Genomic DNA, 16,457 nt, shown 5'->3' with positions numbered 1-16,457 from the left:
TCCTCTAAAAGAAAAATCCCCGCATAGTGCGGGGATTTTTCTTTTTATCTCAGTGTCGATTAAACACGTTCGATAATGGTCGCGATACCTTGACCAAGACCGATACACATGGTCGCAAGACCGATTTGTGTATCTTGTTGTTCCATCACGTTCAATAATGTTGTTGTGATACGTGCACCAGAACAGCCCAATGGGTGACCCAATGCAATCGCACCACCATTTAAGTTGATAATGTCTTGTTTGTCATATACGCCTAAGCCTTTCATCACTGATAAGCCTTGTGCAGCAAACGCTTCGTTTAACTCAATGGTTTGGATATCCGCCATTGTTAAACCAGCACGCTTAAGCGCTTTTTGAGTTGCTGGTACTGGGCCATAACCCATGATCGCAGCGTCACAACCTGCAATTGCCATTGAACGAATCACAGCACGTGGTTTTAAACCCAATGCTTGAGCGCGCTCAGCAGACATAAGCAACATTGCAGATGCGCCGTCAGAAAGAGCAGAAGAAGTTGCTGCTGTTACTGAACCACCTTTAGGATCGAAAACTGGTTTCAATGCTTTGAATGCTTCAAGGTTAGCATCCGCACGAATGACTTCGTCGATGTCGCAAAGGATTTTGAAGCCATTTGCATCATGACCTTCAACACCAACGATTTCGTTTTTGAAACGACCTTCTTGAGTTGCAGCCCAAGCACGACGGTGAGATTCAACACCGAAAGCATCTTGTTCTTCACGAGAGATACCGTTCATACGACCTAACATTTCAGCTGTTAAGCCCATCATGTTCGATGCTTTCGCATAGTGTTTAGATGCTTCTGGGTTAAGGTCGATGCCGTGCATCATACCAACGTGGCCCATGTGCTCAACACCACCAATGATGAATACATCACCTTGGTTGGTTGCAATCTGTGCAGCAGCCGTGTGGATTGCTTGCATTGAAGAACCACAAAGACGGTTGACTGTTTGACCGCCAGCGGTTTTTGGAATGTCAGCCAATAAACCAATGTTACGAGCAATGTTCATACCTTGCTCTAAAGTTTGGTTTACACAGCCCCAGATTACATCTTCAACTTCGTTGGTATCAAACTGGTTACGAGCAACAAGTGCACGTACTAATTCAGCAGATAAACTGTCGGCACGTACATTGCGGAACATACCGTTACGTGATTTGCCCATGGCAGAACGAACGCCATCAACAATCACAACGTCACGTGGATTTAAAGTAGCCATTCACGTCGCTCCTTAACCGTAGAATTTTGTGTTGTTAGCAGCCATGTCACGCAACATTTGTGGCGCTTCATAAGCCTTACCTAAGTGTGCATATTTGTCGCAAAGCGCAACGTATTCAGCAACACCTGTTTGGTCGATGTAACGGCATGGACCACCACGGAATGGAGGGAAACCTACACCCATGATCATCGCCATATCTGCTTCAGAAGCAGTTGCAACGATGTTGTCTTCTAAGCAACGAACTGTTTCGTTACAGAAAGCAAGCATCATACGGTCGATGATTTCTTGATTATCAAACTCGCGTTTTTCGCCAGTAACGAACGGTGCAATAATTTCGTATGCTGTTGGATCAACAGTTTTCGCTTTCTTGCCTTTCTTATCTAATACGTATTTGTAGAAACCAACGTCATTCTTTTGACCAAGACGTTTTGCTTCGTACATCGCTTCGATAGAACCTTTGTAGTCTGGCTTCATACGGTCAGGGAAACCTTCAGCCATCACTTCTGCGCCATGAACACCTGTATCGATACCAACAACGTCGATCAAGTATGCAGGACCCATAGGCCAGCCGAATTTTGCCATCACATTGTCAACTTGTTGGAAATCTGCACCGTCTTTTACAAGCAGGTCAAATGCACCAAAGTAAGGGAACAATACGCGGTTTACCAAGAAGCCTGGGCAGTCGTTAACAACAATTGGTGTTTTACCCATTTTTTGAGCAAGAACAACAGTTGTTGCGATCGCTTCTTCAGAAGTCTTCTCACCACGAATCACTTCAACCAATGGCATCATGTGTACTGGGTTGAAGAAGTGCATACCAACAAAGTTTTCAGGACGTTGTAATGCTTTCGCCAAACGTGTAATTGAAATTGTTGATGTGTTAGATGCAATGATGGTGTTTTCACGAACATGCTTTTCAGTATCAGCAAGAACGATTTCTTTTACTTTTGGATTTTCAGTCACGGCTTCGATCACGATATCCACTTCTTTAAACTCGTCATAGCTTAAAGTTGGACGGATGCGGGCCAGTGTTTCACCCATTTGCGCAGGTTTCATTTTCTTGCGTTCAACTTGCTTGGTCAGCAAGCCATTCGCTTCTTTCATACCCAATGCAAGTTGCGGGTTACCAATGTCTTTCATGATGATTGGTGTGCCTTTGCTCGCCGCTTGGTAAGCAATACCACCACCCATGATACCCGCACCTAATACAGCTGCTTGGTTTACAGGGTGAGCACCTTTCTCATATTTTTTCGCAGTTTTCTTCACCACTTGGTCATTGATGAATAAACCAATCAATGCACCTGCTTGTGGCGTAATCGCTGCTTTTGCAAAACCTTGTGCTTCTGCTTTTAACGCGTCATCACGTGTTGAGCTTGCACCAGCTTGTAATGAATCAAGCAATAATTTTGGCGCAGGGTATTGAGCTGGGTTTGCTTTCGCAAGAACCGCACCTTTCGCTGTATTGAACGCCATCATTTGTTCAAGTGGGTTCAACTTGATTGCGTCTAATTTTTCTTGACGCTTTGCTTTCCAGTTCAAACGACCAGCAATCGCTTGTTTAACTAAGTCAACCGCAGCTTCTTGTAATTTGTCAGCAGCAACAACCGCATCTACAGCACCATCTTTTAGTGCAGCAGCTGGTTTTTTAGGATTCGCCATTGCCATCCATTCAACGGCATTGTCGATACCAATAACACGGCTTAAACGTACGCTACCACCAAAACCAGGATAGATACCCAATTTGATTTCTGGTAAGCCCACTTGCGCTTGTTCTGACATCACACGATAGTCACACACCAAGCACATTTCAAAACCACCACCCAGCGCTGTACCATTGATCGCAGCAACTTTCGGTAGATCTAAATCTTCAAAGCTGTTGAAGATTTCGTGTACAGGCATAAGCCAATCAACAATCGCTTGCTCACCCGCAGCGAAGTTTTGGCCGAATTCAGTGATATCAGCACCAACGATGAATGTTGATTTGCCAGAGGTAACAACTAAGCCTTTAATATCGTTATTGGCTTTCACTGCAGCAATCGCTGCTTGGAAGTCTTCGATGGTTGCACGGTTAAATTTATTAACCGACTCACCTTGTAAGTCAAAGCGGAATTCTGCAATTCCGTCCGCAAGCATTTGGACGGTAATGGCATTGCCAGCGTGGATCATGCCTGATCTCCCTTGTTGTGGAGGATTCTGAGTGGATGTCATAAAGCGTGTGTGCGCTTAAGCACACAAAAAAGCTTCGCTAATCTTACGATAACTATATCCAAAAAGGACATAACAAGTTGTATCAAGCCGTGACGCTAGGGTCATCAATTGTTTAGTTATATATAATTTTCACTTTATCTTTTTGAAAATATTTGTTTTTTATGATTTTGGGTTGCTTCTGTCCGCAGTTTTTGATGAGGTGCTTATCACCTGATGCTAAAGAAGGCTGTTTTAATGATGAATGCTGATTTTTATGAAATTGATACAACAAGGTTTTTAACTCTAATGGTGAGACTTAATAACAAAGAAAAAATATTTATTAAATAGTTTAGGACAATTTAAAAGTATTAGACAGAAAGGCTTGTCTTTTTTTTATTCTTAGATAATCTTTGTGTTATAAAAATGTTCTGGAAAGTAAAATTATGTTAAAAAATAAATTCCTAGTTTTATCAATAATTTCAGTAATGTTGAGTGCTTGTGGAGGCGGAGGAGGCTCTTCTTCCGCTGAAAATAACTCATCCTCTGGTAATAATTCATCTTCTAATCCAAATGAAGTTAAGGCTGAGCTTTTCCCGAACGGGGAAGCTAAATTATTTAGCTATGCAATTGATATTGATTATGGTCAAGACTCGTTGGATTTTGATAAGTCTGAATGGAATATTCAGAAAGGAATTTTGCTTGAAAAAACTAAAAATCCTATCTTTTATAATCATTATGTAACTCAAAAGGATGGATTATATATTCCTGAAACAGAGCAGACTTACAATGCTGCGCAGGGTATCCGAGATAGTTTTATCCATTCAATGAGTTCAACAGCATGGGTCACGTCACCATATAATCAGGCTGGCTTTAAAGATCTAAAAATTACTCAGAAGGTGAAAGAAATTGACCTTCAAGGATTACGGATTGTTGATCAGTTTGCTCCAGCACTGATTTCTATGTATGAGTTCGAAGTCAAGAATGGCGGTTCGCCTAATTTAGGTGCCATACCGAGTCAGTTGGTCAATATAGTGGACACATTTCCACGCGGAGCAAAGTGTTTACAACAACAAGGAGTCAGCTCGAATCAAGTCTTTTTTGAGTTTGGGCCAAATGAGTCGTATGAAATTCCAAATGCCAAGATTTTACAGGATTGGGCTGATCAGGAGTTTAAAGCAGGTAGGACTGCTCAAGCAGTCCCCGATATAGAGGTGTGGGGAAAAATAAAAATAGGCTCTCTCTTGGATAAAAATGATAATCCATCTGAACCGCAATATTACCAGTTCGCATTGGAATACCAGAGTAAGGTATATCAAGCATTTCCTCAACAACCCGAATGGAAGAGCGATGAACTTGTTGAGGAGCTAAAAAGTCAATTTAGAAAGACTGCGTGGTTTCAGGATGTTGTCGTTCCTTTAGGTAAAGCAAAAGAAGATCAGTTCATGGCATCAGTTGAAGCAAAAATGCGTAGCCAATGTAATTATTACAATGCAGAAGCAGCAAAATCAATGGATAGTGTTCTAAGTAAAGTTAAAAAATAAGTTTCATTTAGACAGGTATGAGGAGCACCGCATACCTGTCGATCTATTTAAATTATGCAATTCTTGTTTGAATCAATAAATACGGTGTTAAAATAGTGCTGATTTTTTTAAAGCTAAAGCAATAGTCTATGATTAAGTGGATCATATTAGCGATTTTTATCATTTCTGCACTGTATATTCAGCGTCGTGGGAAAGTGAAGCATTCGTTTTATCGTCAATTTTTTGACCATTCTACGATTCTCGCACCCATTAACTTTTTAATGTACATGTTTTCCAAAGTGCCGAATCAACCGTACATCGATACCCAACATTTCCAGGACTTAAAAGTTTTAGATGAAAATTGGGAAATGATTCGTGATGAAGCAAAAGCCTTATATGACAAAGGTGGGATTAAAGCATCGAGTAGTTATGATGACTTGGGCTTTAACTCATTCTTTAAAACAGGTTGGAAACGTTTCTATTTAAAATGGTATGACTCAGCGCATCCATCAGCTGCGGAGCTTTGCCCAAAAACGACAGCATTGCTAAAGACTTTGCCAACGATTAAAGCTGCAATGTTTACTGAACTGGCACCAGATAGCCGTTTGGTTCGTCACCGGGACCCATATGCAGGTTCATTACGCTACCATTTAGGCTTAATCACACCCAACGATGATCGCTGTTTTATTGATGTCGATGGTGAGCGTTATTCTTGGCGCGATGGTGAAAGTGTCGTATTTGATGAAACCTATATCCACTATGCTGAAAATACCACTGACCAAAACCGGATTATCTTTTTCGCAGATGTAGAGCGTCCATTAAAGACTCGCTTTATGGAGAAGTTTAATCACTGGTTTGGTAAAAGTGTGATGACGGCTGCGAGTTCACCGAATGAAGCCGGAGACCAAACAGGCGGTTTGAATAAAGCTTTTGGTTATATTTACCAAATTCGTATTAAAGCGAAAGCATTAAAAGCATCGAATCGTTCTCTATATTACTTCTTGAAGTGGTTCATCATGCTCGGTTTGTTTTTCCTTATTTTTATTCGTCCTTATGTGTTTTAAGCTAAGATCGAATTTTAATATATTTAGCCCTGAAATCTAAAAGATTTTAGGGCTTTTTCCACTTTGCAATCATGGCTGTAATCTGAGTTTGGTTGTATCAAATGATATAAAATAAGATAATTAGCTCAATTTGTAGTCATGAGAATACATAATGAAAAAACAATTATTGATATGTACAGCTGTTTTAAGTTTAGTGGCATGTACAGATGAGAATGATGATAGTTTCCGTACTGGTAAAAATCAGGGATTTTATAGTTATGATTTTGCTACGAAAAATTCCTCGAATAAGTTAACCAAGAAACTCTATCAAGTTAATAAAAATAGTGATCTTTTAGTAAGTTATACTGAAACGCCAGCATTGCAAACAGAGGCGTTACGTAACTTTATAACCAAAGATGGAATATCAACCATATTTCCACCACAGAATACAGCGGGTGATTATATTATAGGTCGTAAAGCAACATTTAATGATACAGTTTTAGAATACGAACCTTATAATTTAGACCAGAAAGTAACATTTAAACTTACTTATCAGCTCAAAAAAATTGATTTATCAGGCTTAAACGTATCAGATTATATGCGTTATTTTCTGAAGCAGGCATCAGTCTCATCTTTTTTTAGTGATACCACTTTAGAGATTATTCAGGCATTAATATTGCCTACACAAGATAAATTTTCTTCAGGCGCAACATGTTGGCAAAAACAAGTTCAGTTGAGTACTCAAGATTATATTGAGTCTTATCCAACTCAAAATCTTGAGCATGTCAGCACGAGTAATAACGTTCAAAATCAGGGGACTTGGCAAAATGCGGCTTGGACAGTCTTTGAGTCTGATGTTGAGTTTAATTTAGCTAATACGAGAGTTCATTATCAAGGGAAAGAGCATTGGGGTTTTTTCCATACAACTAGAGAAGTTAATCCCATTTCTCCAACAAATGAGCTGGCCTGTGATTTCTTTAATGAGTCTGCATTTAAGAGTGTAGATAAAGTTTTAAGTAAAGTCTTTTAACTTGGCATTGATTATATTGACTCAATAGATGGATTTCGCAGCATGAGGCTTGAAATTCATTGGTACAGACTACATCATCAACTTAATCTTGATGATGAAAGCCTGTCGTGAACCCAAACGCTCGAGAACACATTGAAAAAATACTGGCGCATATGACTCAGTTACCTGGCGTTTATAAAATGCTGGGTAAAGATGGGGAATTGCTATATGTAGGCAAAGCCAAAAATCTAAAAAATCGTGTATCGAGCTATTTTGTTAAAACCATTGAACATCCTAAAACGCAGGCACTGGTTGCCCGTATTTATGATATTGAAAGCTTGGTGGTTCGTTCCGAAACCGAAGCATTATTGCTTGAACAGAATCTGATTAAGCTGCATCGTCCGCCTTATAACATTATGTTGCGGGATGACAAATCCTACGTCTATATTTTTGTCTCATCAGATAAGCCTTATCCGCGTATCGCTAGTGGACGTGGTAAGGGAAAGCATCAAATTGGTAAGTTTTTTGGGCCCTATCCAAGTGCTTATAGTGCACGTGACACCTTATTGGTATTGCAGAAGCTGTTCAATGTGCGTCAGTGCGAAAACAGCTATTTTTCGCAGCGCAAACGCCCATGTCTGCAATATCAAATTAAACGCTGTACTGCACCTTGTGTTGGCTTAATTAGTCCTGAAGAATATAAAGAAGATGTTGATAACTCCATTCGCTTCCTTCAAGGCGATACCAAAGAGCTAAATCAAGAGCTAATTGGAAAAATGGAACAAGCGGCTGAAGCACTGGAATTTGAAAAAGCGGTGTTTTATCGAGATCGTTTGTCTTTACTTCGTGAAGTGCAGGCACAGCAAGCGGTATTCAAAATCAAAGGTGAGGCTGATATCCTCGCGATTGCTTATCAAGCTGGGGTGACTTGCGTCCAAATTATGTATGTGCGTAATGGACGCATGCTCGGTGGTAAAAGTTATTTCCCCGATATGCTGAGTGATGATTTGGGACAGATGCTCAGTGATTTTATGGCGAATTTCTACTTCCAAGTTGCTGATGAAGTGCCGACAGAGCTGATTGTAAATGTTGATGTACCAGATCAAAAACAACTGGAAGAAGCCTTACAGCAAACCTTTAATAAAAAGGTACAGATCAAGCATAAAGTACGTGAGACTCGAGCCGAATGGTTAGAGTTGGCTCAAATGAATGTACAGCATGCAATTAAAGGTAAGCTCAGTAATCATTTAGAGCTAACAGAACGCTTTCATCAGCTTGAACAGGTGGTGGGGCGTCCGATTGATCGGATTGAATGCTTTGATATTAGTCATACCATGGGTGAAGCACCCATTGCTTCCTGTGTTGTGTTCGATCAAGGTGGGTCACGAAAGCGAGACTATCGTCAATTTGCGATTCAGGATATTACGGGGGGAGATGATTATGCTGCAATGCGGCAAGCCCTGATCCGTCGCTATAAAAAGAATATGTTGCCTGATCTTTTGCTCATTGATGGAGGTAAAGGGCAATTACATATGGCGATGGAGGTTATGCAAGAGCTAGAGCTAGAGCTGGATGCCTTTATGATCGGAGTTTCTAAAGGTGAAGGTCGTAAGCCTGGTTTGGAAACGCTACATTTTACCGATGGCACCAAGATTCAGCTGCCAGAAGATCATAAAGCGCTACACCTCATTCAGCAGGTGCGTGATGAAGCGCATCGTTTTGCAATTACCAAGCATCGTGCCAAGCGCGATAAACGTCGCAGTAGCTCTGTGTTAGAAGCTATTCCAGGACTTGGGCCAAAGCGTCGTCGTGATTTATTGACCCATTTTGGTGGGATACAAGGCGTACTTAGAGCATCGGAAAAAGAGTTGATGTTAGTGCCGGGATTGGGAGAGGTTCTGGCGCGGACGATTTATAAAATCTTACATGAATAATTTGACTGATTGACTAAATCTTCCCAATAAAGCTGTAGTAAAGATCATTCACAAAAGACGAAAAACATTGAAAGATAGAGTGTTTCGATGATGAAGGAAAAATGATGTCATTGCTTCCGTTATATCAGCAGGTTGAACAACAAGAGTGGATTGATATTCCATCGGGTTGGTTGCAAGGCCGTACAGTGTTTGGTGGTCTGGTTGCAGGCTTATTGATCCATAAAGCTCTTAGCACAGTGCATGATGCGGCAAAACAATTACTCAGCTGTAATATCACCTTTGTCGGGCCTGTACAACAAGGGCGAGCAAGACTCAGTGCTGAGATATTACGTGAAGGGAAGTCGGTTACGACACTGGAAGTTAGACTATGGCAGGATGATGCTGTTCAAAGTATCTTAGTTGCCAGTTTTGGTACACAGCGTGATTCTCGTATTCATGTACAGAATTTGCCGCAAGTTCCAGCTTATCCAACGCCAGAGCAGCTGGATAAGACCTTCTATCTGGAAGGGTTAATGCCTGAGTGTTTACAGCAATTTGAACTGTGCTGGGCAGAGGGCAGTTACCCAATGGCAGGCAGTAAGGTGCCAGACTTTGGTGGGTGGAGTCGCTTTGCACCCAATTTTCATCCAAATCGAAGCATGCAATTAGCAGATTTATTTGTGCTGATGGATGTATGGCCGCCAGGGGTTTTGCCAATGTTTAAAATCCCAGCTCCTGCAAGTTCGTTGAGTTGGCAGATTACTTATCTGAGTCCGATTTCGGATCAAATTCAAGATTGGTTTAAATATAAAGTTGTGACTGAATATGCAGAGCATGGTTATTCAACCGAATATGCATATGTCTGGGATCGTGAAAACCAGTTAATTGCGGTGCTTAGACAAACAGTTGCGGTTTTTGCCTAGTCGACACTACGGTGCATTTCGTATAAAGTTGCTGACACATGAATACAATCTCAGCACATCCTTTGTGCAGTATGCATATTTGATGCGAACAACATGGCGGTGTTTATGAGCACAGGGCAGATCCTGAACATTCCTAATATTTTAACTTTGGCACGTATTGCCTTTATTCCTGTATTTTTGGTGATTGCTTATTGGCCACCAGCAATCGGAATTGCTGAGCATCATGGGGGAATGATGCGCCATATGGTACTCACTGCAATATTTATTATTGCAGCAGTAACCGATTGGTTTGATGGCTATTTGGCGAGAACCTTAAATCAGACCTCTGCTTTTGGGCGCTTTCTTGATCCTGTGGCCGATAAGTTAATGGTTGCGGCAGCACTGATTGTATTGGTGCAATGGCAACCGACCATTTCCATGGCTTTCGCTGCAATTGTAATTATTTCTCGGGAAATTACTGTTTCTGCCTTGCGTGAATGGATGGCAGAATTAGGTGCTCGTACGAATGTGGCAGTCTCGACAGTAGGGAAATATAAAACCGCTTTTCAAATGATTGCGATTAGTGTGTTCTTATTGAACTGGAAGCCTTTAGAAATTTGGGCTTATGCTTTGCTTTATGCAGCAGTGATACTAACGCTTTGGTCGATGTTTATTTACTTGAAAGCCGCTTGGCCGTATTTAAAACAACCCTGATAGCTCCATATATTTGACAGAAAAAGCCTTCTATTTAGAGGGCTTTTTTATTGCGTTATAAAAATCAGACAAGAAAAAAGCCCATCACAAAAATGAGCTTAGTTCTCTGAGGAAAGTCATGCTCTTTTGGGAGAGTATGCTGAAGAACATAATCATCATATGAGAATTTAATGTGATTTACAACAGTGAAAAATGTAAATGTTTTTTAATATTCTCAGCTTTGATTGTTCTGAATTTCTGAAAGTGTTGCAAATTTATGCTCGATTTGAGTTGCGTTATTTTGCAAAATTTCAATTAACTTCTGAATATTGATGAAATCAAAGCGATTCTTCGATGCCACTAAAGTGAGTGCAATAGGGGCTTCTTTGCTGGAAAAGCGGATAGGAACTGACAAACTGCAAAGTTGAGGATCAATTTCACCTTGTGATAAGTAAAAACCCTGTTTTTTAATTTTCCGCATGTGTTGAATGAATTCATCCTGAGTCTGTGCAAATCCGACTTGTGCCAATTCTTTCGAAAACTGCTGATAATAGCCCTGAATGCGCTGTTTAGTGAGATGTGCGATAACAATTTTAGGAGAAGCTCCGACATAGACGGGGCGTGGACAACCTCGTCCAAAAGAAAGTAATTCTGCATCTTTAAAAGTTTCATGATGTAGGTCGATACAATAATCATGATTTAAATAGGTCAGTAAACAGCACAGTTCGGTGCGTTCCACGATATCTCGCATAAAGGGAATACTGATCTGAACCAGAGGATCGGTGCTATGTGAAATATAGTCTAAAACCGCAATTTTAGAGCCAAGCGTATAATCGCCAGAAGTACCGCTGATTCGTTTGAGAATATCGGCAGAAACGAGTTCTTTCAGATAACGATAGGCTGTTGGTTTGGACAGGCCAAGCTCATCACAAATGATATCGACATTGATAATCGGACGTGAAACTGAGAATAAATCCAGCACGGTGAGAATTTTACCAAAACTCGAAATTGCCATGATGAGTTGTCTACTCCTTAAAAATAACGTGAAAACCGAACTTTTATTGCTTTATAGCAGAAAAGCAGAAGATCGTGTATGGGCTTTTAAATTTGATCAATCAAGATCAATAAATTAATTTATATCCTGAGAAAATGAATTACTTTTATAGAGATTATTCTAAATTAAAATTAAAAATTATCAAATAGTGATAATTTATGTTGACTATTTCACTCTATTTTGAAAAAATTAGCAACACAATGTCTTATTGGGATAATAATTTTTAGGATTTCTGACCTAAAAAATACCCAACATTGTGCATCACGCCCAAACCCCAGCTTTATTTATATTGGTTGCCCTGATTCGAATTGTTCTAATCAGTTAGGACGAGCCGTCACTTTTTTAGTGCGTAATGAAGAGTAAAGCTGAATCTGAATTGAGACATGTTCATGCTATTTAAACAGTTGTTGGCTTTTAGACCGAGTCGACTTGACATCATTTTTGCGTGCAAAACATTTGTGGCAGGTATGCTGGCACTGTTTATCTCGTTTGAATTGGATTTAATTAATCCGATGTGGTCAATTGGTACAGTCCTGATTATTGCCAGCCCATATTCGGGTATGGTGTCTTCAAAATGTGTCTATCGTTTGGTCGGTACTATTGCAGGCGCGATCATTGCGTTATTGCTCACACCACATTTCATTAATACGCCTTGGCTATTTACTATTATTTTGTCGTTATGGGTCGGCTTTGCTTTATACGTATCATTGCTTGACCGTACTGCTCGTAGTTATGTATTCATGCTGGCGGGTTATTCAACGGCCATGATTGTCTATAACGCGATTACTTATATCGACACCTATAATATTTTTGATATTGCCTTGGCACGCGTCTTGGAAATTTCAATTGGTGTGATTGCAACAGCAGTGGTTTCTGCAACTTTCTTTCCAGTTCATGTTGGCGCAATGATCAAGCAACGTGTGAACAAGACTTTAAGTGATTTGGAAAGTACCTTCGAAAAATTAATTAAAGTTCAGGATCAACCCGAGAATTACACTCAAATTTTGTCTGTGATCACTCGTGATGCCTCAGATATTCATGCTTTAGCGGTGCATTTGGCTTATGAAAAAGGTGAGCTAAATGGTATGACCAAACCTTTGCAGGAGATGCTGCATCAGGTCTCATTGGTGGTTGCCAATCTCGTTGCTATGTCTCAGCGGGTAAAGCAGCTACAGCAAATGCAATTGCTTGATCTTGCACCGCATTTAAAAATTATTCATCAACATACATTGGTTTTTTTAAAGCAAGAACGCGTACTTAGCCCAAATGATTTACAGACACTTCCCGTTGGATTTGAAGAGGATTTTGCTGAGCTAATTTCGATGGCGTCATCTGAGCAGCAAATTGTGTTAGCAGCATTAAAAATGGATGTTCGGCATTTTATTGCCAATATTTTGGCAGTGAAGTTGATTTGGCAGCAAATCCAGCAAGGCCAAAAAGATATTCCAACTGAGATTACTGCGATTACAACTAAATATCCGAGTTTACATCGAGATCATGGTATTGCGATTCGTGGCGGGATTAGTGCGGTATTGATTACCTTTATTGTAACAGGGGCATGGATTTTATCAGGTTGGAAAACGGGCTTTATGATGGCACAAATGGGTGCGATTACTGCCTGTATTCTTACAGCTTTGGATAATCCAGTCCCTGTACTTAGAATCTTTATTTGGGGCAGTATTGTGTCTGCGGGCTTAGTGTTTTTATATGCTTTTGGTATTTTCCCGCATGTGACCCACTTCTGGCAATTGGCTTTGGTACTGTTCCCCGTATTCCTTGTGGCTGTGACGATGATGGCGAATCAAATGTTAATGCCGATCGGAATGGTGCTTGGGATTAATACGATGATGGGTTTGAATCTGCATAATCAATATACGATGGACGCAGTTTCTTATCTGGATGGCTCTTTTGGGATGATACTAGGTGTTTTGGTTTCACTTATTGTCATTAATTTGGTTCGTGCAATTTCACCAGATACCAGTGCAACGCGAATCCTAGCTTTACATTATCAAGCGATGCGGCAAGCTCTTCATTTGCCTTATGGTAGTGATTTCAAAATCCATTTACGCAGCATGTTAGATCGTGTTGGGGTATTGAATACCAAGATGGTACAAAATCCTGAGATTAAAACTGCGATTCAAAATGCGTTGGTTGAAAGTAGTTCGACCGTGGATTTGGTACGTTTAGAAGAAATTAGCCAGAAGTTACCACAACAAGCAGAGCTACAAAGTGAACTCAATCTATTGCAGCAGCAACTCGCTGACTATTTTCATGCCCAAGAAAAGCAGCTTTCACTTAATCACTTCCCTATACAAATTGTGCAGCAAATAGAACATTTGCAGCGCATGGCGCAACAGATTGAAGATGTTCAATTACACCAGCGACTGTTGATTTCTCTTAACAATATTTGCGAAAGCATTGGTCACGTCTCAACAGAACAGATGTATTCCGATATCTACGGTTTAGGTGTATCTCATGGGTGAAATTAATGTTTATGGGATTTATATCCCAATCCTTTTGGTGCAAGCCATTATTGCCTATGTGCTGTTCAAATTGGTGAGTCCTTTAATCGACCGTGCGGCAATCAAAGGCTGGATCGCGTTACCAAGTATTTTCAACTTATGTTTTTACTTTGGTTTATTGCTTGTGGTGCATTGGCTGTTTGTTTGGTTATGGGCTTAAGGTCTCTGAATCAATGCATATTCTGAAATTTAATGATTTAAAAATAAGTGGTAGAGGTAATGAACATGAATGCATTTGATGTGCGAAAAATCATACGTCCAATTGTATTGATACTGGCAGTTCTTATTGCTGTATATACCGTGGTGCATTTATGGAATTACTACAATGCTGCGCCGTGGACGCGTGATGGTCGTATTCGTGGTGATGTGATTCAGGTTGCATCTGACGTCAATGGTTTAGTCACTGAAGTATTGGTTCAAGATAACCAGACGGTGAAAAAAGGGCAGGTGCTTTTTAAAATTGATGTCGCACGTCAAGCACTCGATGTCGAGCAAGCTAAATCAGATTTAGCCAAAGCCAAAGCGGGCTTGGCGCAAGCACATGCCAACTTGGCTGGTGCAAAAGCCAGTTTGGTCAAGACCGAAGCGAATAAAAAACTGGCTGAAAGAAATGCAGCTCGGTATGCGAGTTTGATGGATGGTGCGATTTCAAAGCAGGAACAAGATCAGGTGTTTGCAGTGCGTGATCAAGCTGTAGCTGAAAAAGAGCAACTGACAGCCAATATTGAGCAAGCCAATGCTGCCATTCAACAACAACAAGCTTTGATTGAAGTTGCGAATAGTAACCTTCATTTGGCGCAATTGAATTTACATCGCTCGGAGGTGGTCGCTCCAGCGGACGGAACTTTATCAAACTTCGATTTGCGCGTGGGTAACTATGTCAAAGTGGGGCAGGCGGTTGCAGCACTTTTAGATCGCCAACAGCTTTATGTTGTCGGTTATTTTGAAGAAACCAAATTGAATCGTATTCATGTGGGGGATTCAGCAACAGTTCAACTGATGGGTGATCGTCAGCAGATTCGTGGACATGTGCAAGGTATCGCGACAGGGATTGAAGATCGCGAGCGTTCAGGCAGTTCTAATCTGTTGGCAAATGTGAATCCCACCTTCAGTTGGGTCCGTTTGGCGCAGCGTGTACCAGTGAAAATTGTTTTGGATGAGCAACCGCATAATCCATTGGCCTTTGTTTCTGGACGTACCGCAACGGTTAGAATTATTGAGAAATAATGTTATTCACTTACGCTGAGCGGCACGGATGCCGCTATATTGAAAGAACTGTAATGAGATTTATTGTTAAGGCGTAATCCCAACAGGATCGTGATACCAACTTTGAATCAGTAATGCAGCAGCAAAACTATCCGCAGATAAACGTTTAGCCTGTCCTTTGCTTTGATAAGACTCAAGTTCCTCTCTCGCTTCACGTGTAGTCAGCCGTTCGTCTACCATCCAGGTTTCAATATTGGTTTGGTGGCGTAAACGACGTGCGAATTTTCGCGCACGGGCAGACAGTTCCGATTCACTATCATCCATATTCAGCGGTAAACCGACTAGAAATAAATTAGGCTGCCACTCTTTAACGACTTTTAATAATTTATCCCAGTCGGGAATACCATCTTTCATGGCAAATAATGGTAAGGGATTGCTACTTTCAATAGTCGATTGACCGATTGCCATCCCCATTTTTTGTGTGCCGAAATCAAAAGCCATAATCGATTGAGCGTTTTGCATTTCAGGCATGACCAATCTCAGACGCAAGCCAAGTACGGTCTACCCCAATTTTTCTGTAAGCTGCATCCCAACGGTCGTCATATGGCAGATTAAAAATCAGATCCATATCTGAATCGCAAATAAGCCAATCACCACGTGCAATTTCTTCTTCAAGCTGATTTTTGCTCCAACTCGCATAACCTAATGCAATTTGATAACGTCCTACACCCTCATTATGCGCAATCGCATCTAGGATATCTTTACTGGTGGTGATACAGACGTTTTCACCCACCGCAATTGAAGAATGCCATGTTGGTTGCCCTGTGTGTAGAACAAATCCGGCTTCTGGACGTAATGGACCGCCCTGCAAAACTGCATGCGGCTGTACATTGTCGGCATCAATCTCTAAATCATTGAGTAGTTCTTTGATTTGTAGATCAGACGGGCGGTTGATAATAATACCTTGAGCACCGTCTTCATCATGGCGAGCAAGATAAATGACGGTATTTGCAAAGCTGTCATCTGCCATGTCTGGTGGAGCGATGAGACAACGGTGAGTTAAGTATTGTTTCGTCACCTAGGCGGTTCTCCATCAAAAATTGTGCTGATCTATCTATATAGGTTCTTTTTATCAACATACAAGAGTTAATCGGATTTCGCCAATTATTTTCTAAT

14 protein-coding genes are annotated in these 16,457 nt (G+C 40.8%); 9 read left to right on the top strand and 5 right to left on the bottom strand.

Annotated features, from left to right (window positions below):
* Positions 1–59 precede the first annotated feature (59 nt).
* Positions 60–1,232: an acetyl-CoA C-acyltransferase FadA gene (fadA, locus tag GBI66_RS06860; protein WP_004802276.1), complete on the bottom strand. Its 1,173-nt coding sequence runs from the start codon at positions 1,230–1,232 to the stop codon at positions 60–62.
* A 12-nt stretch (positions 1,233–1,244) separates the two neighbouring features.
* Entirely contained in the window at positions 1,245–3,398 is a 2,154-nt protein-coding gene (gene fadB, locus GBI66_RS06855) for a fatty acid oxidation complex subunit alpha FadB (protein WP_078197576.1), read from the bottom strand.
* A gap of 464 nt (positions 3,399–3,862) precedes the next feature.
* Here fadB and GBI66_RS06850 point away from each other — a divergent pair, with 464 nt between their 5' ends.
* The 6 genes from GBI66_RS06850 to pgsA all read left to right on the top strand — a co-directional run bounded on the left by GBI66_RS06850 (position 3,863) and on the right by pgsA (position 10,520).
* Entirely contained in the window at positions 3,863–4,960 is a 1,098-nt protein-coding gene (locus GBI66_RS06850; RefSeq protein ID WP_151715587.1) for a hypothetical protein, read from the top strand.
* Between the two features lie 128 nt (positions 4,961–5,088).
* On the top strand, positions 5,089–6,003 hold the full coding sequence (gene lpxO / locus GBI66_RS06845; RefSeq protein ID WP_005154856.1) for a lipid A hydroxylase LpxO: 915 nt from the start codon (positions 5,089–5,091) through the stop codon (positions 6,001–6,003).
* A 151-nt stretch (positions 6,004–6,154) separates the two neighbouring features.
* A complete protein-coding gene (locus tag GBI66_RS06840) occupies positions 6,155–7,012 on the top strand; it encodes a hypothetical protein (RefSeq protein ID WP_151715586.1) in 858 nt (285 codons plus the stop codon).
* A 107-nt stretch (positions 7,013–7,119) separates the two neighbouring features.
* Positions 7,120–8,925, top strand: a complete 1,806-nt coding sequence (uvrC, locus tag GBI66_RS06835; RefSeq protein WP_151715585.1) for an excinuclease ABC subunit UvrC — start codon at positions 7,120–7,122, stop codon at positions 8,923–8,925.
* Positions 8,926–9,029: 104 nt separating this feature from the next.
* Positions 9,030–9,827, top strand: coding sequence for a thioesterase family protein (locus GBI66_RS06830; RefSeq protein ID WP_005191923.1), 798 nt, complete (start codon positions 9,030–9,032; stop codon positions 9,825–9,827).
* Positions 9,828–9,932: 105 nt separating this feature from the next.
* Positions 9,933–10,520 (top strand): CDP-diacylglycerol--glycerol-3-phosphate 3-phosphatidyltransferase, encoded by a 588-nt coding sequence (gene pgsA / locus GBI66_RS06825; RefSeq protein ID WP_005154866.1) that lies wholly within the window; start codon positions 9,933–9,935, stop codon positions 10,518–10,520.
* A 214-nt stretch (positions 10,521–10,734) separates the two neighbouring features.
* On the opposite strand, the gene GBI66_RS06820 is transcribed toward pgsA, so the two are convergent.
* Complete coding sequence (locus GBI66_RS06820) at positions 10,735–11,514, bottom strand: IclR family transcriptional regulator (protein WP_078197586.1); 780 nt, start codon at positions 11,512–11,514, stop codon at positions 10,735–10,737.
* A gap of 428 nt (positions 11,515–11,942) precedes the next feature.
* On the opposite strand from GBI66_RS06820, the gene GBI66_RS06815 reads away from it, so the two are divergent.
* From GBI66_RS06815 to GBI66_RS06805, 3 genes are all read left to right on the top strand, one after another.
* Positions 11,943–14,036, top strand: coding sequence for an FUSC family protein (locus tag GBI66_RS06815; RefSeq protein WP_151715584.1), 2,094 nt, complete (start codon positions 11,943–11,945; stop codon positions 14,034–14,036).
* Positions 14,029–14,235: a DUF1656 domain-containing protein gene (locus GBI66_RS06810; protein WP_005191934.1), complete on the top strand. Its 207-nt coding sequence runs from the start codon at positions 14,029–14,031 to the stop codon at positions 14,233–14,235. The genes GBI66_RS06815 and GBI66_RS06810 overlap by 8 nt, the downstream gene beginning before the upstream one ends.
* 65 nt (positions 14,236–14,300) lie before the next feature.
* Positions 14,301–15,302 (top strand): HlyD family secretion protein, encoded by a 1,002-nt coding sequence (locus GBI66_RS06805; RefSeq protein WP_005210140.1) that lies wholly within the window; start codon positions 14,301–14,303, stop codon positions 15,300–15,302.
* A 66-nt stretch (positions 15,303–15,368) separates the two neighbouring features.
* On the opposite strand, the gene ruvX is transcribed toward GBI66_RS06805, so the two are convergent.
* Positions 15,369–15,812: a Holliday junction resolvase RuvX gene (ruvX, locus tag GBI66_RS06800; protein ID WP_151715583.1), complete on the bottom strand. Its 444-nt coding sequence runs from the start codon at positions 15,810–15,812 to the stop codon at positions 15,369–15,371.
* Complete coding sequence (locus GBI66_RS06795) at positions 15,805–16,359, bottom strand: YqgE/AlgH family protein (protein WP_005154877.1); 555 nt, start codon at positions 16,357–16,359, stop codon at positions 15,805–15,807. Before GBI66_RS06795 ends, ruvX begins: the two co-directional genes overlap by 8 nt.
* Between the last annotated feature and the right edge of the window lie 98 nt (positions 16,360–16,457).

The sequence above is a fragment of the Acinetobacter sp. TUM15071 genome, from assembly GCF_008980925.1.
GTDB classification, from domain to species: Bacteria; Pseudomonadota; Gammaproteobacteria; order Pseudomonadales; family Moraxellaceae; genus Acinetobacter; species Acinetobacter dispersus.
The sequence above is the reverse complement of the archived record's forward strand: the minus strand, read 5'-3'. Positions and strand labels throughout refer to the sequence as shown.